Origin of the sequence: Streptomyces fuscichromogenes, assembly GCF_014645815.1 — a bacterium.
GTDB classification, from domain to species: domain Bacteria; phylum Actinomycetota; class Actinomycetes; order Streptomycetales; family Streptomycetaceae; genus Streptomyces; species Streptomyces fuscichromogenes.
This window is the reverse complement of the sequence record NZ_BMML01000011.1, coordinates 246,958-271,585: the sequence shown is the minus strand read 5'-3', so window position 1 is coordinate 271,585 and position 24,628 is coordinate 246,958. Positions and strand designations below refer to the sequence as shown.

Sequence of the window (24,628 nt, the reverse complement as noted above, 5' to 3'; positions counted from 1 at the left end):
TTCCGATCGCGCCGGGTAGCTTCACCAGGTGCGGCGGCCCCGGTCGGAGTGGCCGGGCTCTTGCGTTCATGTGTAGTCAGTGCTCGAATTAACGCCAGGTGGTCCGTACGAGATCTCGTCGGCCCCTGTTGGTACGCGGTCCGGCGACGGGGACGACCCGCACGGCTCGGATCCGGTTCGAACTAGGGAGCAGTATGAAACCGGCTGCCTTCACGTATCACCGGGCGGGCTCGGTGCGACGTGCAGTGGAACTGCTGAGTGAACTGGGCGAGGACGCGAAGGTCATCGCCGGAGGGCAGAGCCTGGTGGCGATGATGAACTACCGTCTCGCCCGCCCGGAACATCTGGTGGACATCGCGCATGTGAAGGGACTGGCCGGTATCCGGCGGGTCGGTGGCGCGCTGCACATCGGCGCTCTGACGACCCACCACGCGGTGGAAGTCGCCGATCTCACCCCGGATTTCGCCGTGCTGTCCCGAACCATGCGGTGGGTGGGGCATCTGCCCATCCGGACCCGGGGGACCATCGGGGGCAGTCTGGCCCACGCGGACGGAACCGCGGAGTGGTGCATCCTCGCGGTGCTCCTGGACGCGCGGATCGTGGTGGAGGGGCCGGGCGGGACGCGCCGTATCGCGGCGTCGGACCTGTTCCTGGGGCCGTTCACCTCCGCGCTGGAGCCGGACGAACTCATCGTGGAGGTCGTGTTCCCGCGGCGGGCGCCCCGGGCGGCGCTGACCGAGTACGCCGAACGGCGCGGGGATTTCGCGATCGTCGCCGCCGCCGTGGATCTCGACGGATGCCCCGAGGCACCGGACATCCCCTTGGTGGTGCTGGGCGGGGTGGCACCCACCCCCCTGCCGGTTCGTCTGGGACCGGACTTCACCGGCACCACCGGGCCCGGACGGTTCGGCGAGTTCGCCACCGCGGTGGCCGACCAGGTGCAGATCCGGGACGACACGGGTGTCAGCGCGCACTACAGGCGGGGCCTGGTGCGGACGCTGGTGGAACGGGCGTGTGAGGAGGCGGCGCAGGCGTGAGGAAGGGCAACATGAAGGAAGGCCGGATCGGGGCCAACGGCACCTGGGTGGGAGCCTCGGTGCCCCGGCGCGAGGATCCCCGGCTGCTCACCGGGCGGGGCCGCTATGTGGACGACCTCACCGCCCAGGGAATGCTGCACGCACAGTTCGTACGCAGCAACGAGGCCCACGCGCGGATCGTCTCGGTCGATCTGTCCGAGGTCCTGAACGTACCGGGCGTCGTGGCGGCCTTCACAGCGGACGACCTGAACCTGCGGGACATGGTCGGCGTCATGGAACGCCCGGAGCACGAGTTCCGCGTCACGGCGATGCCGGTGCTCGCACGTGACCGGGTCAGGTTCGCCGGGGAGCCGATCGCCATCGTGATCGCCACGGACCCGTACACGGCCGAGGACGGTCTGGAAGCGGCCGTCGTCACCTACGAACCGCTGCCGCCCGTGGTCTCCGAGGAGGCCGCGCTGGCGCCCGACGCGGTGCTCCTGCACGACGAGGCGCCGGACAACACCTACGTCGACGTGACGATGTTCGCCACCGAGGGCATCGACGCGGTCTTCGACGACGCGCATCGCGTGATCGGCGTCGATCTGAGAAGCGGTCGCCAGAACGCGCTGCCGATGGAGACCCGCGGGGTCGTGGCGGAGTGGATCGACCGGGACGAGCAACTGCTGGTGCGTACCTGCACGCAGATCCCGCACACGATCCGTGACACGGTCGCCGCCTGCGCCGGCCTCGACGAGCGTCAGGTCCGGGTGATCGTGCCCGACATGGGCGGCGGCTTCGGGCAGAAGTCCTGCGTGGGCCGGGAGGAGGTCGCCGCGGCGGCCGCCGCGCTGCGGCTGCGGCGGCCGGTGAAGTGGATCGAGGACCGCCGCGACAACCTGACCGCGTCCTTCCTCGGCCGCGAACAGCACTACCGGGCCCGCGCCGCCTTCGACGCCGAGGGCCACCTGCTCGCCCTGGACACGGACGTGATCTGCGACATGGGAGCCTACTCGGCCTACCCGAGCACCGCCGCGATCGAGCCGATGATGGCCGCGGTCGAGATGCCGGGCGTCTACAAGCTGCCCGCGTACCGGGTCCGGGCCCGTGCCATCGCCACCAACAAGGCACCCACCGCCGCCTACCGTGGAGTGAGCAGGCCGCAGTGCGTGATGGTCATGGAACGGCTGATGGAGCGGGCCGCGCGTGAGCTCGGACTTGACGCACTCGACGTGCGCCGACGCAACCTCATCACCACGTTCCCCTACAAGAACAGCAACAACATCACTTACGACCCCGGTTCGTACCTGGAGTCCCTCAACCTGTGCGAGCAGACGCTGCGCGAGGAGGGCTGGTACGAGCGTAAGGCCGAGGCCGCCGCGAGCGGGCGAGTGATGGGCATCGGCTACGCCTGCTACTCCGAGCGCACCGCGCTGGCCTCCACGGCCTTCTCGGAGCGCAAGCCCCGGGCCCTCGTCTCCTTCGACATGTCCGACATCACCATGGACATGACCGGCTCGGTCAGGGTCACCACCGGCACCCTCTCGCACGGGCAGAGCCACGAGACGACGATGGCCCAGATCGTCGCCGACCGGCTGTCGCTCCCGATCGACAAGGTCAAGATCGTCCAGGGGGATACCGACAAGATCACCTACGGATTCGGTTCGTTCGCCAGCCGGTCGATCGTCATCGGCGGTGGCGCAGTGGCCGCGGCGGCGGTCGCGCTCACGGATCAGCTTCGGATCCTGGCCGCGCACCTGCTGGAGGTCGACACCGACGCGGTGGAACTCGACGGCGAGGGCGGGGTACGGGTCCGCGACGAGCCCGAACGTCGGCTGTCGTACGGCGATCTGGCCTTCGTCGCCTACCTGCAGTCGCCCCGCCTCCCCAAGGGCTTCGGCCCCGGCCTGCGGGCGTCCGGGAGCTACGACATGCTGGCCGACGGTGTGTTCTCCAACGCCACCCACGGTGTGGTCGTGGAACTCGACCCGGGAACCGGCGGCGTGCGCATCCTGCGGTACGTCTGTGTCGAGGACGTCGGCGTGGCCATCAATCCCCAGGTCGTGGAGGGACAGTGCCGGGGCGGGATCGCCCAGGGCATCGCCGGCGCCCTGTTCGAGGAGGTCCGCTACGACCCCTCCGGGCAGCCGCTGGCACCCAGCTTCATGGAGTACAAGGTGCCCACCGCGATGGAGATCCCCGACATCCGCATCGAGCACCTCGAAACCCCGAGCGCCCTCACCGAGAGCGGGGCGAAGGGCGCCGGTGAGGGAGGCACCATCGGCGCGCCCGCCGCCGTGCTCAACGCCGTCAACGACGCCCTGCGCGACACGGGCGTCGAGTTCGACGACACCCCCATCTCCCGCGAACTCGTCTACCGCGCACTCGAGAACGGGCCGGTCGGCCCGGGCGCGGCCACTCCCGCCCACTGACCCGCTCCGAAGGACGCACCCATGCCCGACATCCAGCTCATCGAACTGAACGTCAACGGCGAAAGCCATGACCTCGCCATTCCGCCGCGCCGCACCCTCGCCGACGTCCTGCGGCACGACCTCGGTCTGACCGGGACCCACGTCGGCTGCGAGCACGGCATCTGCGGTGCCTGTACGGTCCTCATCGACGGGGCCCCGGCACGCGCCTGTCTCACCTTCGCCGTGCAGGTGGAAGGCGCCGAGATCCGCACCGTGGAGTCGCTCGCCGGGCCGGACGGCGCCATGAACGACCTGCAACAGGCGTTCACGGACCATCACGGCCTGCAGTGCGGCTTCTGCACGCCGGGTTTCCTCATGCTCGCCGAGGGCTATCTCGCCGAGGAACCGGAACCCACCCGGGAGGAGATCCGCGAGGTCGTCGCCTCCAACATCTGCCGGTGCACCGGATATCACACCATCGTCGACGCCATCGAGCACTGCGCCAGGAAGCGCCGGGCGGACTGCGCCTCCGGGTGACGCACGTCCGAGTCCGGGATCACGGCGCGGAGGTGGCGTGGACGCCGCGATCGCCCCGCTGCCCGTCGCCTCCTCTGGCTCGGGGCCGTCGGCGCGGATCCCGCGACAGAACCGTGCGACCGGCACCGCTGGCCCGCCCCCAGCGGGACGCCCACCGCCTCGCGGCGGCTCTCCCCCGCTCCGCGTTCCGCCACGTTGACGTGCCGTTCACCGCACTCCACGACACCACCTCCTGAGAACCGCACCCCGGCCCGTCGGCACCGCGAACCCCGTCCAACGGCACGCGGGCGGCCGAGCACCACAGGCCCGCAGAAAGGACCGTCACGTTCATGTACACGACCCGACCCAACCTGGCCGTCCGGGCAGACCTGCAGGGCTCGGCCCCCTCCCGCCTCCAGCGGCTCCGCCTGTTCGGCCCCGCGTTCGTCGCGGCGATCGCCTACGTCGACCCGGGCAACGTGGCGACCAACATGGCCGCCGGATCAAAGTACGGCTACCTGCTTGTATGGGTCGTCGTTGCGGCCAACCTGATGGCGTGCCTGGTGCAGTACCTGTCGGCCAAGCTCGGCCTGGTAACCGGTCAGTCGCTGCCGGAGGCGCTCAGGGACCGCCTGCCCAGACGCGGCAGGCTAGCGTACTGGGCACAGGCCGAACTGGTGGCGATGGCCACCGATCTGGCCGAGGTGCTGGGCGGCGCGATCGCCCTGTACCTGCTGTTCGACCTCCCGCTGCTGGTGGGAGGGCTGATCACCGGACTGGTGTCGACCGGGCTCCTCGCCCTGCAGAGCCGGCGAGGGCAGCAGCCGTTCGAGCGCGTGGTCATCGGTCTGCTCGTGGTCATCGCGGTGGGCTTCTTCGCCGGGCTCTTCATCGCGCCGCCTTCGGTGTCGGCGACCACGAACGGCCTGATCCCCCGGTTCGACGGCACGGGCAGTGTGCTTCTGGCGGCCGGCATGCTGGGCGCGACGGTGATGCCGCACGCGGTGTACCTGCATTCGGCGCTGGCCAGGGACCGGCACGGCAGACCGACCGGTAGCCGGCGCGGGCTGCTGTCCGCGACCAAGTACGACGTCGGCATGGCCATGCTGGTGGCCGGCGCCGTCAACCTGGCCATGCTGCTGGTCGCGGCGGCGTCGCTGCAGGGCACCGACTCGGGCGGCTCCCTCCAGGAGACGTACGAGGCGGTCGGCTCCCACCTTGGCACGGCCGTCGCCGTGCTCTTCGCGGTCGGTCTCCTCGCCTCCGGATTCGCCTCGACCGCGGTCGGGTGCTACGCGGGCGCCGTCATCATGGGCGGTCTCCTGCGTCGGCGGATCTCCCTCATCGTCCGTCGGCTCATCACCCTGGTACCGGCCATCGCGCTGCTGGCCGTGGGCGCCGACCCGACACAGGCCCTGATCATCTCCCAGGTCGTGCTCTCCTTCGGTATCCCGTTCGCGCTCGTACCACTCGTGGCGCTGACGTCCAGGCGAAGCGTGATGGGCTCCTACGCGAACCGGCGCGTGGTGACGGCCGCGGCATCGCTCGTAACCGTGGTCATCATTGCGCTCAACGTGGCACTGATCTACCTGACGGTGTCGGGAGCGGCATGACGGGCGGAGCGGGACGGCACGGCCGAGGCCCGCGAAGGGTACCGACGGCCTCGGCCTTCGTGTGGCCGGCGCCCTGTGGCCGCTGGCGGCGGCGCCACGATGGTCGCGCGACCGAGCACCGGCTGGTCACTCGGCCCCGTGCGGCCACCGGCATCACCCTTCCCGGAATTCATTGAAGTGCTGACTAGTTTCCCGGCAGACCTCGACTCCCCTGATCCAGGCACGGATCGACAAACGTCACAGCGCGTGCAAACGGTGCGGTCGACCGTTCCGGGTGCGTCGGCGAGCGGCCGATCCGGCCCGACAGGAGAGCGAGGTCACCGGTACGGTCAGACACCCCGGCAGAGGTCAAGCGCAATCCCACCGGGAGGCGTGAACCCAGTTCAGAGTGGCTTTTAGCAGCCCACTTGCGGACACCGCGGCACGGCGCGGGTTCCGGCGCGGGCGGAGACGGCGCGCGGGTGGCGGGAAGGACACGGCGACCTCGACGGCCCGATCCCACACTTCCGATTCCCCGGGCGTGACACCTGTCGGCCCACCCACAGACCTTGACTAATTGGTACACAAACTAGTTTGATGACGTGAACGCACACCACGGCAAGGGTGCGGAAAGGGGCTGAACAGTCATGTTGATCAGGCGCAGGGGTCAGGATCTCGCCCTCATCCAGCAGGTGGATCACGCAAAGATGGCGGGAGACATCGCGGCACGCTGGGGCAACGACGATTTCGCTCTCCCGACACCGCACGACAAGGCAACGCTCGCGACCGCGATGCACGACGACGGCTGGCGCGAACCGGATCTCCTACCGCTGTTCAACGACGTCGAGCACAGGCCCATGCACTTCCTCGAGATCAGCATGGAGGAGCACGTCAAGCTCTACAGTCGCGGCGTCGACGAGGTCTTCGCCGCGGACCCGTATGCCGGACTGCTGATCTCGATGCACTGGACCGGTCTGTACCGGGCGCGCTGGGGGCTGCAGCCCGGGGGCATCAAGTGGGGCACCGACGGTCGCCAGGACGAGGCGGTCCTCGCCGAGGAGCAGCGGTGGATCGAGGTGAAGCGCACCCTGATGCAGGGCATGATCCGCAGCGACCTCGAACAGCACCTGTGGCACAACTACGACCTCCTGCAGGCGTGGGACCTGCTGTCGCTGTACGCGTCGGTCTGTGACACCACCCCCGGCGATGGGCCCACGGCCCATGTGTTCGACTCCCTCGCGAGCATCGACCACGCGCCCGGCCCCCGCACCATCCCGTCGGTGCCCGTGGCCGTCGGCCAGGAGCGCGTCGAGCTGACCCTCACGGCGGTGCGGCCAGGTGTGGTCGAGCTGGACCCCTACCCCTTCGACGTCGACGAGCTGCCGGTGACGGTCCCTTCACGGGTAATCCCCGACCGCCCCTACAGCGGCCCCGACGACGCACGCGGCGCACTCGCCGTGGCAGCCGTCGAGAACGTCGAGTGCATCTTCGTCCGGCCCGGGCGCCGCTCCTGACCGCTGTCTGCCGGACCGCAGCGCGCAACGCCCCCGCGGCACACACCTGTAGCACAGCCCCTCCCACCATCCGCCACCAGGAGAATCCGATGGCCAAGATCGTTGTCGTCTACTACTCCTCCACCGGGAAGACCCATCAACTGGCCGACGCGCTGGCCGAAGGAGCACGTGCAGCCGGCGCCGAGGTACGCCTGCGCCGGGTGGCGGAACTGGCGTCGCAGGAAGCGATCGACTCGAACCCGCTGTGGCGGGCGCACGTGGACACAGTTGCCGCGGCCGTACCGGAGGCCACGCCGGCGGACCTGGAATGGGCCGACAGCTACGCGGTGGGCACGCCCACCCGCTTCGGTACGCCCGCGGCACAGCTCAAGCAGTTCATCGACACGCTCGGCGGGCTGTGGTTCGAGGGAAAGCTCGCGAACAAGGGCGCCACCACGTTCACCACTGCCCAGCACCTCCACGGCGGCAACGAGACGACCATCCTCACACTCTTCAACGTCTTCTCCCACTTCGGGGCGGTGATCGTGCCGCCGGGGTACACCGACCCGGCGGTCTTCGAGGCCGGCGGCAACCCCTATGGCGTTTCCAGCGCCTCGGCGGCCGGTGAGGCGAAAGCCGTGACCGCGGCCGAGCTCACGGCCGCCGGCCACCAAGGACGGCGCCTCGCCGAGGTGACGGCGAAGCTGGTCGCCTGACAGCGGACGTGTCCGAACGGTTCGCCGATCGGGAGTGTGCCGCCCCTGGCACGTGTAGAGGCCCGATTCGACCACCCGCCCACAACTGTCGGAGGCAGGGAACGGAAATGGAACGATACGTCGACAACGCGGCGGTTCTGGAGCAACTGTTCACCCGGCTCGCGCTGGTGGGTGCCATCGCGGCCGTGGGAGTCGCCCTGCTTCTCCTGGCCGCCCGCCACGTCGAACCAGCCACAGTTCCGAGGCGGTTCGGCCACCGAGTGCTGTGGTGGCAGAACCATGGACGGGCGGTTCTCGTGTGCAGCGTCGTTCTCGCCCTCGGCGCGCTCGCAGGGCTGGGGGCGGTTCATGGCTGACCGCCGATCCCCGCCACAACCGGCCCGAGGCCGAGCACGACACCCGGGCGGCCCAATGATTTCCCTGCGTTGCGATCAGATCCGCACCCACGGCACGTTCATCGGCTTCGGTCAGGGGGCCACATCCCGTGATCATCTGATCGTCCTCGACCGCGGCTCGCTCTCGTCTCCGCTCCCCGTCCGAGGCTTCGCCGCAGCGGCCAGAAACGCCCCTGCCTCAGGGCAGCTGCGGCCACCAGTCGCGTACAACCAGGAGTAGCCGGGATGAGACGAGTTACCGAGCGTCGTCGGGTGCTGCGGCTGCGGGACGGTGCGGTCGGCGCTCGACCCGACACCCTGGTCGCCGAGGAACTGCTGGAGATCCGGCTCGGCGGCAGACCATTGGCGATCACCATGCGCACGCCCGGTGACGACCGCGTTCCGACGGCGGGCTTCCTGGTCAGTGAGGGCTTCCTCGGCACGGCCGAGGCACTCGCCGGCGTCGTGTCCTGCACGGGCGCCTCCCAAGACGGCCTCAACAGCTACCAGGTCCTCGACGTGCAGCTCTCCCGCGGCGTGCCCGCGCCCGGCATCACGCCCGAGCGGGACGTGTACACGACTTCCTCCTGTGGTCCGTGCGGCAAAGCCGACGCGGAGGCGATGCGTGCCACTGCCCGCCGACCGATCGCCGACGCGCCCGCGATACGCCAACAACCCGGACCTCCGGCCGCTTTCCCCGATCGGCTGCCGGCCGCTCAGCGGCTGTTCGACCGGGCTGGGGGCCACCATGCCGCCGCCCTGTTCGCCCTGGACGGCGGACCTCCGGACCTGTGCGCGGGCATGAGCCGGCGCAACGCCGTCGACGAGCTGACCGGCGCCGCCCTGCGGTCCGATGCCCTGCCGCTGTCCGGCCGCGCCTCCTTCGAGCTGGTCCGGAAAGCGGTCATGGCCGATATTCCGGTGCCGGCAGCGCTCTCCACCTCGCCCTCGGCATCGGCGTCCGTATCGTGAGCCGCGACAGGATCCCCGCACCCGGCGGGCTCCGTGGGCGCGGCCCCGGCAGCGGGCACGGGCCTCGCCGCGTGGCCATGCTCTGCGTGCACACCTCCCCCTTGCACCAGCCCGGCACCGGAGACGCCGGCGGCATGAATGTGTACGTCGTCGAGCTCGCCACCCGGCTGGCCGCCCTGGGCATCGAGGTGGAGATCTTCACCCGGGCCACCGCCCCCGCCCTGCCGCCCGTCGTCGAGCTCTCCCCGGGCGTACTGGTCCGGCACATCGACGCCGGCCCGCACGAGAGCCTCACCAAAGAGGAGCTGCCCGCCTGGCTGTGGGCCTTCACGCGCGGCGTGGTAGGGGCCGGGGCCGAGCACCGACAGGGCTCCTACGACCTGGTCCACTCCCACTACTGGCTCTCCGGCCGCGTCGGCAGGGCTGTCGCCCGGCGCTGGGGCGTCCCCATGGTGCACGCCATGCACACCATGGCCAAGGTCAAGAACGCCGCCCTGGCCGACGGCGACAGCCCCGAGCCCGCGGCCCGCGTCGTCGGGGAGTCCCAGGTCGTGCGCGCCGCCCAGCGCCTGATCGCCAACACCGACCGGGAGGCCGGCGAGCTCGTCCACCACTACGCCGCAGAGCCGGCGCGGGTCGCGGTGGTCCACCCCGGAGTCAACCTGGACCGCTTCCGCCCCGACCCGGCGGGCATCGGGCCGGGCCGGGTGGCGGCCAGGGCTCACCTGAGCCTGCCCCGCGATGGCCTGATCCCGCTGTTCGCCGGCCGGCTCCAGCCTCTCAAGGCCCCTGACGTACTGCTGCACGCCGTCGCTCACCTGCTGACACGGAACCCCGCTCTGCGCGAGAACCTGGTCGTGCCCGTCGTCGGCGGTCCCTCCGGTTCGGGCCTGGCCCGTCCCGAGGGGCTGCGGAAGCTCGCCGCCCAGCTGGGCATATCCGACGTGGTGCGGTTCTGCCCGCCGGTCGACCAGGACGCGCTCGCCGTCTGGTACCGGGCCGCCTCGGTCCTGGTCATGCCCTCGCGCAGCGAGTCCTTCGGCCTGGTGGCCATCGAGGCCCAGGCCTGTGGTACGCCCGTAATCGCCGCCAGGGTGGGGGGCCTTCCGGTGGCCGTACGGGAAGGGGTGAGCGGTCTGCTGATGTCCACCCACGACCCTGGCGACTACGCGGACGCGCTGCGGGCCTTCGCCGACGACCCCTCGCGCTCCGTCCGGATGGGTACCGCCGCGGCACGCCACGCCCTGTCCTTCGGCTGGGGTGGCACCGCTTCGGCCGTCGCCGACGTGTACGCCGCCACTCTTGACGATTTCACGTCCTCGGAGTGAGAACTCATGTGCTCCCGCCGCAGGGGATCGGTGAAATCCGGCAACAACCTGCAGGAAACGCCTGGTCCGGCCGGAGGACCACGCATGTCTCGGCGCGTCTCCGTGCCGTCGGCACTTTCCCTGCGTCCTCCCTGTCACCTGTTCCGGTGCCGCCAGCGGCTCCACCGGTGCATAGTGATTAAGTCACCTTCGCGAAATACACGACAGCAGCGAGCGTGGTCGACATGAGCACGCAGGAAATGCCCGGCCACGGGACGGCACTGGGACCCGATCAGGCCGAGTTGTCTCGCATACGCCTCCTGATGAGCACACGGTCGGACCAGTCCCACACGGACTCGCTGCGGCTCGCCCTCCACCAGGCAGTAGCAGGTCTCGGTGGCCTAGGCGGGATGGCCCACCTGCGTGTGCCCAGCGACGACCGCCCCCTGCGGTTGATGGCGACCACGGGTCTGCCTCGCGAATTCGCCCAGCAGTGGGAGACGCTCGGCTGGCATGACGACGTCGCTCCGGTGCGTGCGCTGCGCGAGAAGAAGTTCGTCTGGCTGGCGGCCGTCCCCGAGCCCCAGCGATGGCTGCCGCCCAGGAGCGGCATCGCGGCGGTTCCGCTGCTCACCGACGACGGATCACTCGGAACGCTCTCGGTCGTGACCGTGGCCGGCCCTCCCTCGGGCACCCGGCGCGCTTTCCTGACCACGCTCGCGCACTGGGCGGCCCAGCGGCTGGCCCATGCCGCGCCCACCCCGGCGGGCCCTTCCCCGACCTGGTGGAACGAGGACCAGGTCACCGGAACCCGTCTGCAGGAGGCGCTCAAAGCCGTTCGCGTCGGCAGCTGGGACTGGGATCTGCGCACCGGTGACGGGGTCTGGGACGACGCCACCTTGATCATCTTCGGGATCGAACCGGGAACCCGTGTCGGCCGGATAGACGAGTTCGTCGAGTACGTCCACCCGGAGGATCTGCCCCACGTCGTCAGCGCCCTGGAACGAGCCGTCCGCGAACACACCCCGCATTCCGTGGAGTACCGGGTGTGCCGACCGGACGGCACCGTGGGCTGGGTCGAGGCGCGCGGCCAGGTCATGCTCGACGATGCCGGCGAACCGGCGCGCATGGTGGGCACGGTCTGGGACACGACCCACAAACGCATGGCACTGGACGCCGTGGGCCGTTCCCTGCGCCACCTGAGCGACGGGTTCCTCACCACGGACGCCGACTGGCGGATCGAGTTCGTCAACCTCCAGGCCGAGACCATACTGGGCCCCGCGCAGGAGCTGTTCAGCCGCGTGCTGTGGGACATCCCCAGCGTCCGGGCGGCCGGCCTGGAGCAACGCTGCCGAAAGGCCGCCGCCACCGGCACCCCCACCGGGTTCGACATCCGTTGGCCGGCGACCCACCGGTGGTACCACCTGCGGCTGGTGCCCGGTCCCGAGGGCTCCACGGTCTACTTCACCGACGTCACGGACAAACGACGGGCGGACAAGGAGCGCGCTGCGGCCCGGCGCGCCGCGGCCCGGCGCACGGCGCACGTGGGACAGCTCAACGAGGCCCTGGCCGAGGCCGTCACCATGCCCGATGTGGTGACGATCGTCGCGGAGCGGGTACTCCCCCTCTTCGACGCCACCGGTCTCTTCGTCCAGCTGGTGGCGGGCGACAGCCTGGTGGTGGCGGGGAGCTCCGGATACACCGAGGATTTCCTGGCGTGCTTCCCCACCAGGACTCCGCTGACGGTCTCGGCCCCGCACACCGAGGCCGTCCGCACCCGCGCGCCCCAGTACATCGAGTCCCGCGGCGAGTTCCACGACCGCTATCCCGGCCTTTCCGACGTGGCGTTCTCCGGCGGGAAACACGCCTGGGCCTTCCTCCCCCTGATCGTCTCGGGCCGCCCGGTCGGCTGCCTCGCGGTCTCGTTCCCGAAACCCCGTGAGTTCAGCGACGAGGACCGAGCCCTGCTTACCGCCCTGAGCGGACTGATCGCCCAGGCCCTGGAACGAGCCCGGCTCTACGATGCCGCCTACACCCGCGCCCAGGAACTGCAGCGCGGACTGCTCCCGCAGACGCTTCCCTCACCACCCGCCGTCACCGCCGCCGCGCTGTACGTCCCGGCCGCCGACGGAGCGGACGTGGGCGGCGACTGGTACGACGTCATTCCCCTGTCCGCGGACCGCGTCGCGCTGGTCATCGGAGACGTCATGGGGCACGGGCTCGCCGAAGCGGCCACGATGGGACGCCTTCGCACCGCGCTCCACACCCTCGCCGGCCTCGAACTCCCGCCCGACGAACTGCTCTCCCACCTGAACGACCTGGTCAGCGATCTGGGCGACGACTTCTTCGCGACCTGTCTCTACGCCGTGTACGACCCCACCACCCACGTGTGCACCCTCGCCAGCGCCGGCCAGCCCCCACCGGCCCTGGTCCAGCCCGACGGGACCGTGCGTTTCGTGGACCTGCCCCGCAATCCTCCGCTCGGCGCGGCGACGCCGCCCTTCGAGACCGTGGAACTGACCGTTCCCGAAGAGAGCCTGCTCGTGCTGTACACCGACGGCCTAGTGGAGTCGGCGCTGCGTGACATCGACAGCGGCATGGCCCTCATGGCCGACGCGCTCGGCGAAGTCCAGCGGCGGGCACAGCACCCCGGCTCCGCCGCCAGCGGCCGGGAACCCGACAAGGTACATCTGGGCCGCCTGTGCACGGAGCTGACCTCCACCCTCGTCCCCGCCGAGGGCCAGACCAACGACGACGCCGCCGTCCTGGTGGCCCGTACCCATGCGCTCGCCGCCGAGAACGTGGCCGTCTGGGATCTCCCGGAGGACCCGGTCGCCGCAGGCCAGGCACGAAGTCATGTACGGGACCGGTTGGCCGACTGGCGGCTCGACGACCTCGTGATGGTGACCGAGCTGATCGTCAGCGAACTCGTGGGCAACGTCATCCGGCACGCGCGCGGTCCCATCAGGCTGCGCCTCATTCGCAGCCGCTCGCTGATCTGCGAAGTCACCGACGGCAGTCTGACCACCCCCCACGTACGTCGCGCGATCGAGACCGACGAGGGTGGACGTGGCCTGCAGCTGGTCGCCGCGCTCTCCCAGCGCTGGGGCACCCGGTACACGGCTCAGGGCAAATCCATCTGGACGGAGCAGCCCCTGCCCGATCCGAGTCGCGACGCGGCCACGGGTGTCCGCTGACGCGGCAAGGCGCGCGGCATCCGCGACGGGGCCCCTGTGACGCTGACCAGCAGGCTCGGCGGGACCTGTCCGCCGGTCCGGATCGAGGGCCGCGTGAAGTTCACGGCGCAGCAGCGACTCCCCGCCGGTGAAGCGGACTTCCCGGACACCGAGCACCGGAGCCTCGATCCCGATCAGCCGGACGATCTCGTCCGTGGTGCGAGGGACCCGGGATCAGGGAGCCAGGTCGGGCCCTCGGCCGACGTGCAACAGACGCAGCGCTGATGGCAGCGATCGGTCGACGGCACACGCAGGTCGGTCGCCGTGCGGCCGAACGCGTCGACGAGGGCCGGCGCCCGGTCCGTACTCCGACCCATGGCGTGCCCTCTTCTCACAGCCCCTCGAATAGACAGCCTTCGAACTTTCTGGGGCATGGGCGGACGCGTCAGGACGCCGACGTGAAGTGGGTCGCCGAGCAGGACGAACGACGCCGGGCGACGCAAGGCGACATACGCGAGATCCTTCTAAAGTGCAGCTCAGTGGGTATATTGGAGCATCAGGGCGGGCAGCCCGAGCGGACTCGCCGACGTCCCGGCATGGGGTGTCACCCGCCATGCCCCCTCCGACACTCACCTTAGCGTTGACAGGGCATGAAACCTGCATTTCGGCACTCAACGCTTCCCACCAGGACAGATGCAATGCGACAAGACATCCGCTAGCTTGTCAGTACTCAAACCAGTTGGTCCAGGGGCAGAGGCAACCCAGGCGTGACAAGCCCGCTCGACCACCATCGCCTCCCGGCGTACAGGGCCGCCACGGCGGGCCCTCGTGTCTTTCTTTCGACGAGAAGGGATCTCGTTCATGTCGCAGAAGGTCAACGGCGTCATCGCCCACAGCAAAGGAAAGGCCGTGTCGGTCGAGACCGTCGTCGTCCCGGACCCCGGGCCCGGTGAGGCCGTGGTCCAGGTCCAGGCGTGCGGGGTCTGCCACACGGACCTGCACTACCGCGAGGGGGGAATCAACGACGACTTCCCGTTCCTCCTCGGCCATGAGGCCGCCGGCGTCGTGGAGTCCGTGGGCGCGGGTGTCACCGGGATGGAGCCCGGCGACTTCGTGATCCTCAACTGGCGTGCCGTGTGCGGGCAGTGCCGAGCCTGCCGCAGGGGACGGCCGCAGTACTGCTTCAGCACCCACAACGCCGCCCGGAAGATGACGCTGGCCGGCGGCCGCGAACTCTCCCCCGCCCTCGGTATCGGCGCGTTCGCGGAGAAGACGCTCGTCGCCGCGGGACAGTGCACGAAGGTCAATCCGGCGATCCGACCCCAGGTGGCCGGTCTGCTGGGGTGCGGTGTCATGGCCGGCATCGGTGCCGCCATCAACACCGGGGGCGTCGGCCGCGGTGACACCGTCGCCGTCATCGGCTGCGGCGGAGTGGGCAACGCCGCGATCGCCGGAGCCCGGCTCGCCGGAGCTGGCACGATCATCGCCGTGGACCGTGACGAACGGAAGCTGCACACGGCGGAGCTCTTCGGCGCCACGCACACCCTGAACAGCCGGGTGTCCAACGCGGTCGAGAAGATCCGCCAGTTCACCGGCGGATTCGGAGCCGACGTCGTGATCGACGCGGTCGGGCGCCCGGAGACCTGGGAACAGGCCTTCTTCGCCCGCGACCTGGCCGGCACGGTCGTTCTGGTCGGCGTGCCGACCCCGGACCTGATGGCCCCCGAGATCCCGCTGATCGAGTACTTCGGCCGTGGCGGCTCCCTGAAGTCGTCCTGGTACGGGGACTGCCTGCCCTCCCGGGACTTCCCGATGCTGGTCGACCTCCATCTCCAGGGCCGGCTCCCGCTCGAACAGTTCGTCACCGAGGAGATCGGCCTCGGGGACGTGGAGGAGGCCTTCGAGAAGATGCACGGCGGTGACGTGCTCCGGTCCGTGGTGGTCCTGTGAACCAGACCCGAAGGCCCGTCGAACGGGTGGTCACGTCGGGGACGTTCTCGCTCGACGGGGGCACCTGGGACGTCGACAACAACGTGTGGATCGTCGGCGACGAGAACGAGGTCGTGGTGATCGACGCCGCCCATGACACCGACGCGATCGCCCGGGTGATCGGCGACCGCCGTGTCGCGGCGATCATCTGCACACATGCCCACGACGACCATGTGAACCAGGCCCCCGCGCTCTCCGACCGCTTCGGCGGTGCCCCGATCCTGCTCAACCCGGCCGAGGCCCCGCTGTGGAGGATGACCCACCCCCGGCGCGGACCCGACCGCGAGCTCATCGGCGGGGAGACCCTCACCGTGGGCGGCATCGACCTCCGCGCCCTCGCCACCCCCGGCCACTCGCCCGGCTCCATGTGCCTGTACGCACCCGAGCTGGAGATCGTGTTCACCGGTGACACGCTCTTCCACGGCGGGCCGGGCGCCACCGGTCGTTCCTACTCAAGTTTCGACGAGATCATCTCCTCGATCCGCGACACGCTCCTGCCGCTGCCCGGGGAGACCCTGGTCCACACCGGACACGGCCCCGCCACGACCATCGGCGGCGAGGCACCCCACCTCGGCGAATGGCTCGCACGCGGCCGCTGAGCACCCCGTGCGGGCAGCACCTCACAACCTCGCCGCGGAACGGACACTCCTGGAGATCCACGATGCGTGATGTGCTGGACGAGCTGTACAGACGCTGGTGCGAGGACGAGCCCGTGGGACTGGCCACCGTGGTGGCGACGTTCTCGTCGGCACCACGCGCGCCCGGGGCCGCCATGATGGTGGCCGCGGACGGGACCGTCTTCGGCAGCGTCTCCGGAGGGTGTGTGGAGGGTGCCGTCTACGACCTCGCCCTCCAGGCCGTGGCCGACCGGGTACCGGCGGTTCACCGGTTCGGGGTGAGCGACGGCGACGCCTTCGCGGTGGGACTCACCTGTGGCGGCATTCTCGACGTCCATGTGGAGCGCGTGGACCGGGAGACCTTGCCGCAGCTCGATCGGGTTGTCGGGTCGGTCCAGCGGGGCGAGCCGGTCGCGATCGCGACGGCGATCGCTCACGGCGAACCGGCGGTGCGCGGCCGCCACCTGATCGTATGGAGGGACCGGACCTCCGGGACGCTGGGCACCGACCGCCTCGACAGCGCCGTCATCGACGACGCCCGCGGTCTGCTGGCCGGCGGGCGGACGGGAACACTCCACTACGGCCCGGAGGGCGAGCGACGCGGCGAAGGGACGACCGTGTTCGTCAGCTCCTTCGAGCCCGCACCCCGCATGCTGGTGTTCGGCGCGATCGACTTCGCGGCGGCCATGGCACGCATGGGTTCCTACCTGGGCTACGAGGTGACCGTGTGCGACGCCCGGCCGGTGTTCGCGACCGCGTCCCGGTTCCCGGACGCGGACAAGGTGGTCGTGGACTGGCCGCACCGCTACCTCACGGCGGAGTCCGAGGCGGGTCGCGTCGATCGTCGCACCGTGATCGCGGTGCTCACCCATGACCCCAAGTTCGACGTCCCGCTGCTGGAGGTGGCGCTGCGGCTCGACGTCGGCTATGTGGGAGCCATGGGCTCGCGCCGTACCCACCACGACCGTCGGACCCGTCTGCAGGAGGCGGGGCTCACCGAAACGGAACTGTCGCGGCTCGCGTCCCCGATCGGGCTCGATCTCGGTGCCCGTACCCCCGAGGAGACGGCCGTGTCCATCGCGGCGGAGATCATCGCTCTGCGCTGGGGAGGTGGCGGCCTGCGACTGACGGATTCGTCAGGGCCCATTCACGGCTGACCGGCTCCCCTGGGGGTGACTCCAGCCCCACATCGCCGAAGGTGTAAAATTTACACTGTCATTGATTTCAGCGAGAGGGGTGAGGCGTGCGGGCGGCGCAGAACGACCACCAGGCGGTGACACCGACTCGGGGGCGGCCGCGCACCGGCCTGGCCCTCGCGGGCATCATCCTCATCGCGTTCAATCTGAGAAGCTCGACCGCCGGCATCGGCACGGTTCTCCCGAACGTGGTGGCCGACCTCCACTGGTCCGCCACCCTCGCGTCCGGCCTCGTCGTCCTGCCCCTGCTCTGCTACGCAGTGCTCAGCCCGCTCGCTCCCGCGCTCGCCGACGCCGTCGGTCCGGACCGGGCGGTCCTCCTCGGCCTCGCCGTCCTCACGGCCGGCATCGGGCTCCGGTCCCTGCCGGGCGGCGTATGGATCTGGGCCGGCACAGCCCTGCTGGGAGCAGGCATCGCCGTACTCAACGTCATCACTCCGGCGCTGGTCAAACGTGACTTCCCCACCCGCACCGGAGGTGTCACCGCGGCCTACTCGGCCATCCAGGGCGGTGCCGCGGCCATGGCGAGCATCGCCGTCGCGCTGATCATCGGAAGCGGCGACGGACTGTGGCGGCAGGCGCTCGCCTCCTCCTGCGTCTTCGCCGTCACCGCCCTGGCCTTCTGGGCGTTCCGTACGACAGGCACCCCGCAGGTCCCGGCCGCGCCCCGGCACCCGACGGGGGCCGGGCGCCCGAAGCCGAGTCCGTGGCACCGGGGTCTCGCCTGGCACATCGCGCTCTTCATGAGCATGCAGGCGACCGTCTTCTACGTCCTGATCACCTGGCTGCCCTCCATCGAGCAGCAGCACGGCGTGACCGCCGTACAGGCAGGACTTCACCAGTCGTACCTGCAGGCGGCATCCCTCGTCGCCACCGGTCTCAGCATCCCCTTGCTGCGCCGCGGGTCGGATCTGCGCATGATGGTGGCCGTGTCCACCACAATCATGGCGGCCGGCATCGCGGGGATCCTCGCCGCCCCGGCCCTCACCACGCTGTGGGCGATCCTGGTCGGCACCGGCGGCGGACTCACCCTCGTGACCGCGCTGTCCCTCTTCGGCCTCCGCACCCGCGAGGCATCCGAGACCGGGGCCCTCTCCGCGATGGGCCAGACCGTGGGGTACGCCTTCGCTGCCGCGGGACCAGTGCTGCTCGGCGCCCTGCACGACGCCACCGGCGGCTGGGACGCGATCCTGATCGTCCTGCTCGGGCTCCTGGCCGCCCAGACTTTCTTCGGGCTGCGCGCCGCCAAGCCGGGGTTCGTGTGGCCCGACCCTGCTCAGCCGACGCCGGGGACCGTCCGCAAAAGTTGTTTTAGTACTGACTAGCTTACGATCGTTGCAATCATCCCCCTGAACTGCATGAACGGGCGCCACACAGACTCAGCCAACCAAACCGTCCCCCCACTCCGCACCTCCTCGGCAAACCCACCGCCGGCCCGATGGAACCATCCATCCCGGGACACCCGGACGTCTGCCGATCGAGCTCCCAAAATCGGCTCTGAACTGGCATAACGTGGATCCGATACCACTGGCGCACCGACAGGTGCCCGGCCGGGCAGGCGAGACCTCTTGACCTCCGCCCACCACAGAGGGATAGTTTGTGTCCGCACTACTAATGCGGAGTCTTCCGGCGGATCAGGACCCGAACGATCCGGTCATGACCTTCCGGTTGGCCGGTCCGGCCTGCGAGGGGAGCACCGCGCACCCTTCCGCCGCCCGCGCGCTCCCTGCCGCGGATGCCCGCCGGGCCACCCGTCGTCGGCCGCCGAGGCGGCGCGGCGAACCGGCGCACCCGGGCCGATCCACCGGCCCGGTGAGTCGGACGCGCTGATGCGGCGGTGTTGGGGAGGTCCTCACCGCCGTGTCATTCGCCGGGGGGCCGCCGACCCGCTCGACGGTTCGGCGGCCCCCCGGCCCCACACGGCTGTCGGTCCGAGGGAAATGGGAAAAACATGCAGCTGGCTAACACATTCACCGTCGCGGCACCACTCGACGCGGTGTGGGAGGCGTTCAAGGCACCGGAGCGGGTAGCGCCCTCCTTCCCCGGGGCCACTCTGACCGAGCACACCGACGACAGCTTCGCTGGCACGGTAAAGATCAAGGTCGGCCCGATCACGATGTCCTACCAGGGCAAGGGGTCCTACATCGAGCGTGACGACGTCAACCACATCGTGATCATCGACGCGAGCGGGCGCGACGCCCGTGGCAGCGGTACGGCCAGTGTCATCGTCACCGCCACTCTCAAGGACACGGGCCCGGACAAGACCGAGGTCTCCCTGGCGACCGACCTGAACATCACCGGGCGGGCCGCCCAGTTCGGACGCGGTGTCATCGCCGAGGTGGCGGACCGCATGATCGGGCAGTTCGCGGACCGGCTGGCCACCAGCCTCGCGGACCCCGCGACGGCCACGGGCCCGTCCCTCAACAGCGTGCCCACCGGCGGTGCCTCCCGGCCCGTGGGAGCCGCGGCATCGCAGGACGAAGCGATCAACCTGCTCGGTGTGGCCGGCGGGCCTGTCGCGAAGATGCTCGTTCCCGTGGCCGCCCTCGTCCTGGCGGCGGTGGCCGCGATCGCCGCGCTGAGGGGACGTCGCAGGCGCTGATTGACGCGCCTGGGCGCGTCCGCCGCTCACCGAGCGGGTCCGCTCACCGCTCCCTGCCACATGGATCACGCGCCGGGTCCCTGTCCCTCACACCTGGCTCCTCCCGTTCCGGGGGCTCGCCCCTGCGCCTCCAACTTCTCCAACGACGTCTGGTGACGTCCATGTGAAAGGACCGTTCATGCCGTCCGACAAGTCGATGACCGTGATCATCGTGGGTGCCGGCCTCGGCGGGCTCACCACCGCGCTCGCGCTGCGGCAACGAGGCCTGCGTACCGTGGTCCTCGAACAGGCCGCACAACTGGGAGAGATCGGCGCCGGTATCCAGACCGCTCCCAACGCCAGCCGCCTCCTGTTCAACCTCGGGCTGCGCAGGGAACTGGAGGCGATCAAGACCGAACCCCAGGATCACGTGCGCCGCCGCTGGGACGACGGCAGCATCATCGCCGCCAAGCCTCTCGGGGCCGCGGTGCGGCGCCAGTACGGCGCCCCGTACTGGCACTTCCACCGGGCGGACCTGCACAACGTGCTCCTGCGGGCCTGTCTGGACCTGTCCGGCACCGGTCCGGCGACCGAGATCCACACCTCGTCGGGCGTCCAGCGCATCGACGACTCCGATGGGAGCCGGCCCGCGGCGGTTACCTCCGACGGACGCCGCTTCGCGGGCGATGTCATCGTGGCGGCGGACGGCATCCGTTCGGCCGTCCGCGACGCCATGGGCTTCGCGGACACGCTCGAGTTCACTGGTGAGATGTGCTTCCGCGCCCTCATCCCGACGGACAAACTCGCGGCGGACCCCGCGACCCGGTTCCTCCTCGACAGGTACCACGCCACGATCTGGTGGGGGCCGGACCGGCACCTGGTCCACTTCTTCATCCGCAACGGCGACATCTTCAACATCGCGTCCTGTGTACCCAGCACCATGGACACGGACCTCGCGTGGACCGTGCCCTCGACGCCCGAGGAGATGATCGAGCACCTGCCGGGCTGGGACGACCGGATCGGGTCGATCATCTCGAAGGCCGAGGGCGAGGGCGGGGACGCGGTCACCAAGTGGGCCCTGTTCCGCCGTCGCCGGGACCCGAACTGGGTCGACGGACATGTCGCCCTGCTCGGCGACGCCGCTCACGCGATGCTCCCGTACCAGGGTCAGGGCGCCTCCCAGGCGATGGAGGACGCCGTGGTGCTCGCCGAAGAACTCGGCGGCACCAGCCGGAGCAACATTCACGAGGCCCTGCTGCGGTACGCGGCCCGTCGGGCGACCCGCGCCGGCATGGTGCAGGACGCCTCGCTGGAGAACAAGACGCTCTACCACCTCGCCGACGGCCCGGAGCAGGCCGAACGTGACCGGAACATGCACGAGTTCACCGGCGAGTCCCATGTGTCGTTCGACTGGCTGTGGCGAGGGCCGAACGTCGACGACCACGACGCCGAGTCCTTCGACTACCCCTTCGGCCGCTGAGACCACGGCACCACCCGTCGGCCGCCGAATACCGGCCGACGGGCCACCGTGTGTCTCCCCGGCCACCCCATCCGACGCGGTACAGCGTCAAACTGCCCGAGCAGGAGTGAACTGTGAGCAGTCAGTACGGCGAGGAAACGGACACCGTCTACGAGGACTCCGGACTCGGAGGAAGGATCACCCGGGGTGAGCGGCCGGCGATCGTCGTGGTCGACCTCAACAACGGCTTCACCGACCCCGCCTACCCGACCGGATCCGACCTCACCGAAGTCGTCGAGGCGACCGCGACTCTGATCGAAGCGGCACGTCCGGCGGGGGTACCGGTCATCTACACCACCATCGGTTACACCGCGGCCGAACACCGGTCGGTGGCCTGGCTGCAGAAGGCACCGGGGCTCAAGGCCCTCCGGGCCGGCACCACGGCCCTGGACATCGACGGGCGGCTGCCCCTCGCCGACACCGACCACGTGCTCCTCAAGAAGAACGCCTCGGCGTTCTTCGGTACCGGACTGGCGGGGCTGCTGGCCGGCCTGCGCGTCGATACCGTGCTGGTCTGCGGTTCCACCACGAGCGGCTGCATCAGGGCCACCGCGATCGACTCGGTGTCCTCGGGGTTCCCGGTGCTCGTCCCGCGCGAGTGCGTGGGCGACCGGGCACCGGGCCCGCACGAGGCTAACCTGTTCGACATCGACGCCAAGTACGGCGATGTCATCGGCCTCGACGACGCCGTCTCCTACGTCAAGAGCGTCGCGTCCCCGGTGTGAGGGGCGCACAAACCCGAGACCAACAGTCGGTCCGTCCGGAGGCGCAGGTCCCGCTCACCCGCCAACGCGCCCTCGACACCGCGGGGCACGGACGCCCCGCCCACAGCAGCGACGCAGCCGGACAGACCGACGCCACACCACAGGACAGCGCCGAGCCGCGTACTGGCCCGGTTTCAGGCTTTGACAGCGGAGTCCCTGGCCAGGGTGTACATGCGCGCGATCTCTATACGAAAAAGTCCTGATGACCGAGACAGACGGTGACACGCCCGACGCTACAGGCGGACGGAGATTCGCCGAACTCGGAGTGATGCTCGGGATTGGGCGACGAAGCGGCCGAAGCCCACCGGCGGGCACGACTCGATGGAACTCTACGTCGACGCCACCAGCGGCTACGCTACCAAGCAGGCCGTGCGGGTGGGCAGGGCGCTCGCCAACGATGGGGCGACCTGTTATCGAGGAGCCGGTCTCCACCGATCATCCGTCCATCCTCGCCGCGATCCGCGAGGAGGTGCCCCAGGAAGTGGCGCCCAGCGAGTACGGCTAGACGCCGCCGTACTTCGCGCACCTGCTCGTCGCTGGAGCGGTGGCCTGCTTCCGGGCCGACGTCACCCGCACCCGGGCCTGGTGGTGCTCGAGGCAGTCCGGGGACGGTTGACGAACTGAATCGGCCGGGCGTCCGCAGCGTGCCGATGCACGCGGCCGCGGGGCGGGGATGCGCCAACAGGGTCCGGCGCACCCGATGAGGAGCTGGTCTGAGGACGCCAGCAGTGCCCGGAACCGGAACGTGGCCGAGCCCGGGCACTGACGGGTCATTCGTGCGAGGACCGGGCATGCCCGGACTTGATCGGGGCGAAGCTCGAACCCGACGTCGACTGATCGTGGTGGGTGAAGGGCACGGTTTCGATTCCGTGGTCGGCCCCGAATTTCCGCAGCAGGGTGCCCGTCTTCATCAGGAACGGGTCACCGACGGCGGCGGAGGAGGCGCGGCGCTCTCGCACTGCGGGCACGTGGTCGCCGGCACGGGCGGCCATGGCGGATGCGCGGGCCCATGCTTCGTAGGCCGACGCCCACGCGGCCCGGTTCACCCCGGAGTACTTGGTTCCGTCGAAGAACGTCGCGGCATCGGCGGGTCCGAACAAGCTGGTCATCGATCCGGCGAACAGGCCGACAACCACAGGCCCGCCCTTGCCGGAGAATTCCACGGTCGGGTCGATCAGACCTTCGACGATCTCCGTGCGCCACGGCGAGGGCTCGCCCGCACACGCGGCGTGGTGGTCCGCGAGCCGGATGGAGTCCATTCCGGTGAGGGGGATGATCCGCTCATGCACCCCGAACAGATACAGGATGTAGCCCCAGTGGATCGCGATGTCGTCCAGGTCCCGCATTTTGAAGGGCCTGCCCATCGCGGCATCGATCAGGACCGGCATGGTGGCGAACCAGGCCGATCCACCGGCCATGTTGGTGTTCGGGATCGGCATCCCGTGCTCGGCGAAGTTCTCCGCCCCCCAGCGCTTACGGAGACCACGGCGCACGAGAGCGTGCATCAGCCGGACACGAACAATCGTGCCGAACATCGGTGACCTGCGCTCGAGCGCCGCGTGGTAGGTGACCTCCTCGAAGAACTGCGACGTTTCAACCAACCGGCGAGCCGGCTGTCGGGCGATGCGCCCGGTCGATCCCACCGACGCCGAGGTGTGCTGCTCCATCGCCGTGGCGAAGTAGCCGAATGCCTTCGCCCCGAACTTCCCGGCCGCCGTCACGGCGGCCAGTCGCAACCGGCCACGCTCACTCGCTTCCGCGTCGTACCAGTCCGGGATGCGGTCCAGTTGCGCGAAAAGCTCGCGGACCTCGGGAAACGGGTTGTCGACTGCGTCGATGCCGTGATCCAGAGCGGTTTCGAACTGCTTGCGAACAGTCGGCGCGCCGTGCGTGTCGAACAGTCCGACGACCGCGTCCATCAGCGGATCGCCTTCCCACAGGTGATCGTCGAGAAGCAGTGTCTGCGGCGTGTCGTTCCAGTCCTCGCTGACATGCATCCATTCGCCGTAGAGGCGCTTCCGCAACGCGGTCCACACGGGCTTCCGGGTCCGATTGGGCGCCGGCCTGAGAGCCGCGCCATCGCGGTACACGTAGTCAAATTCGTGGATGGGAGCGGGAGGGGGGGGCGCGGTGTCCGAGGAATTCACAGCGTCGTGCTCCTTTCAATCAATTTGCAGAAGCGGACTCGGCAGGGTGTTCTCGCCTAGCTCAGCCAGAGGCCTTATCGGTGGCCGTCCGTAGGAACCGAGCTCCTGAGATCGGCGGCTCGCCCAGCACGAGAAACCGTGTCGACGAGCGGCAGGCGCTCAGCAGGTTCAAGGGCGTCGCTGCCGAGTCCAACCGAAGTGAGGCCAGGGCTTCAGGACTGCCGGGCCTTCAGTCATTACAT

Annotated in this window: 18 protein-coding genes; 17 read left to right on the top strand and 1 reads right to left on the bottom strand. The window is 69.9% G+C overall.

The window, feature by feature from the left end:
* The first annotated feature begins 194 nt into the window (after positions 1-194).
* The 17 genes from IEZ11_RS25125 (at position 195) to IEZ11_RS25045 (ending at position 22,200) form a co-directional block, all read left to right on the top strand.
* Positions 195-1,037 carry an FAD binding domain-containing protein gene (locus tag IEZ11_RS25125; RefSeq protein WP_189265112.1) on the top strand — a complete coding sequence of 281 codons (843 nt, stop codon included), beginning with the start codon at positions 195-197 and terminating at the stop codon, positions 1,035-1,037.
* Complete coding sequence (locus IEZ11_RS25120) at positions 1,034-3,448, top strand: xanthine dehydrogenase family protein molybdopterin-binding subunit (RefSeq protein ID WP_308426494.1); 2,415 nt, start codon at positions 1,034-1,036, stop codon at positions 3,446-3,448. The genes IEZ11_RS25125 and IEZ11_RS25120 overlap by 4 nt, the downstream gene beginning before the upstream one ends.
* Positions 3,449-3,469: 21 nt before the next feature.
* Positions 3,470-3,964 carry a (2Fe-2S)-binding protein gene (locus tag IEZ11_RS25115; RefSeq protein ID WP_189265111.1) on the top strand — a complete coding sequence of 165 codons (495 nt, stop codon included), beginning with the start codon at positions 3,470-3,472 and terminating at the stop codon, positions 3,962-3,964.
* Between the two features lie 329 nt (positions 3,965-4,293).
* On the top strand, positions 4,294-5,556 hold the full coding sequence (locus IEZ11_RS25110) for an Nramp family divalent metal transporter (protein WP_189265110.1): 1,263 nt from the start codon (positions 4,294-4,296) through the stop codon (positions 5,554-5,556).
* Between the two features lie 626 nt (positions 5,557-6,182).
* Entirely contained in the window at positions 6,183-7,049 is an 867-nt protein-coding gene (locus IEZ11_RS25105; protein WP_189265109.1) for a DUF3891 family protein, read from the top strand.
* An 89-nt stretch (positions 7,050-7,138) separates the two neighbouring features.
* Positions 7,139-7,744 (top strand): NAD(P)H:quinone oxidoreductase, encoded by a 606-nt coding sequence (wrbA, locus tag IEZ11_RS25100; protein ID WP_189265108.1) that lies wholly within the window; start codon positions 7,139-7,141, stop codon positions 7,742-7,744.
* Between the two features lie 107 nt (positions 7,745-7,851).
* On the top strand, positions 7,852-8,100 hold the full coding sequence (locus IEZ11_RS25095) for a hypothetical protein (protein WP_189265107.1): 249 nt from the start codon (positions 7,852-7,854) through the stop codon (positions 8,098-8,100).
* A gap of 264 nt (positions 8,101-8,364) precedes the next feature.
* The gene (locus tag IEZ11_RS25090; RefSeq protein WP_189265106.1) at positions 8,365-9,090 is read left to right on the top strand and encodes a formate dehydrogenase accessory sulfurtransferase FdhD; all 726 of its coding nucleotides are present in this window, start codon (positions 8,365-8,367) and stop codon (positions 9,088-9,090) included.
* 11 nt (positions 9,091-9,101) lie between these two features.
* Positions 9,102-10,418 carry a D-inositol-3-phosphate glycosyltransferase gene (gene mshA, locus IEZ11_RS25085; protein ID WP_373294970.1) on the top strand — a complete coding sequence of 439 codons (1,317 nt, stop codon included), beginning with the start codon at positions 9,102-9,104 and terminating at the stop codon, positions 10,416-10,418.
* A gap of 224 nt (positions 10,419-10,642) precedes the next feature.
* Entirely contained in the window at positions 10,643-13,594 is a 2,952-nt protein-coding gene (locus tag IEZ11_RS25080; RefSeq protein ID WP_229713340.1) for a SpoIIE family protein phosphatase, read from the top strand.
* Between the two features lie 840 nt (positions 13,595-14,434).
* Positions 14,435-15,523, top strand: coding sequence for an S-(hydroxymethyl)mycothiol dehydrogenase (locus tag IEZ11_RS25075; RefSeq protein ID WP_189265105.1), 1,089 nt, complete (start codon positions 14,435-14,437; stop codon positions 15,521-15,523).
* A complete protein-coding gene (locus tag IEZ11_RS25070; protein ID WP_189265104.1) occupies positions 15,520-16,161 on the top strand; it encodes an MBL fold metallo-hydrolase in 642 nt (213 codons plus the stop codon). Before IEZ11_RS25075 ends, IEZ11_RS25070 begins: the two co-directional genes overlap by 4 nt.
* A 62-nt stretch (positions 16,162-16,223) precedes the next feature.
* Positions 16,224-17,336, top strand: a complete 1,113-nt coding sequence (locus IEZ11_RS25065; protein WP_189265103.1) for an XdhC family protein — start codon at positions 16,224-16,226, stop codon at positions 17,334-17,336.
* Positions 17,337-17,422: 86 nt separating this feature from the next.
* Entirely contained in the window at positions 17,423-18,700 is a 1,278-nt protein-coding gene (locus IEZ11_RS25060; protein ID WP_189265102.1) for an MFS transporter, read from the top strand.
* Between the two features lie 626 nt (positions 18,701-19,326).
* Positions 19,327-19,977, top strand: coding sequence for an SRPBCC family protein (locus IEZ11_RS25055; RefSeq protein ID WP_189265101.1), 651 nt, complete (start codon positions 19,327-19,329; stop codon positions 19,975-19,977).
* A gap of 178 nt (positions 19,978-20,155) precedes the next feature.
* The gene (locus tag IEZ11_RS25050) at positions 20,156-21,436 is read left to right on the top strand and encodes an FAD-dependent monooxygenase (RefSeq protein WP_189265100.1); all 1,281 of its coding nucleotides are present in this window, start codon (positions 20,156-20,158) and stop codon (positions 21,434-21,436) included.
* 113 nt (positions 21,437-21,549) lie between these two features.
* Positions 21,550-22,200 carry an isochorismatase family protein gene (locus IEZ11_RS25045; protein ID WP_189265099.1) on the top strand — a complete coding sequence of 217 codons (651 nt, stop codon included), beginning with the start codon at positions 21,550-21,552 and terminating at the stop codon, positions 22,198-22,200.
* A gap of 809 nt (positions 22,201-23,009) precedes the next feature.
* Here IEZ11_RS25045 and IEZ11_RS25040 read toward each other — a convergent pair.
* Positions 23,010-24,236, bottom strand: a complete 1,227-nt coding sequence (locus IEZ11_RS25040) for an oxygenase MpaB family protein (RefSeq protein WP_189265098.1) — start codon at positions 24,234-24,236, stop codon at positions 23,010-23,012.
* Between the last annotated feature and the right edge of the window lie 392 nt (positions 24,237-24,628).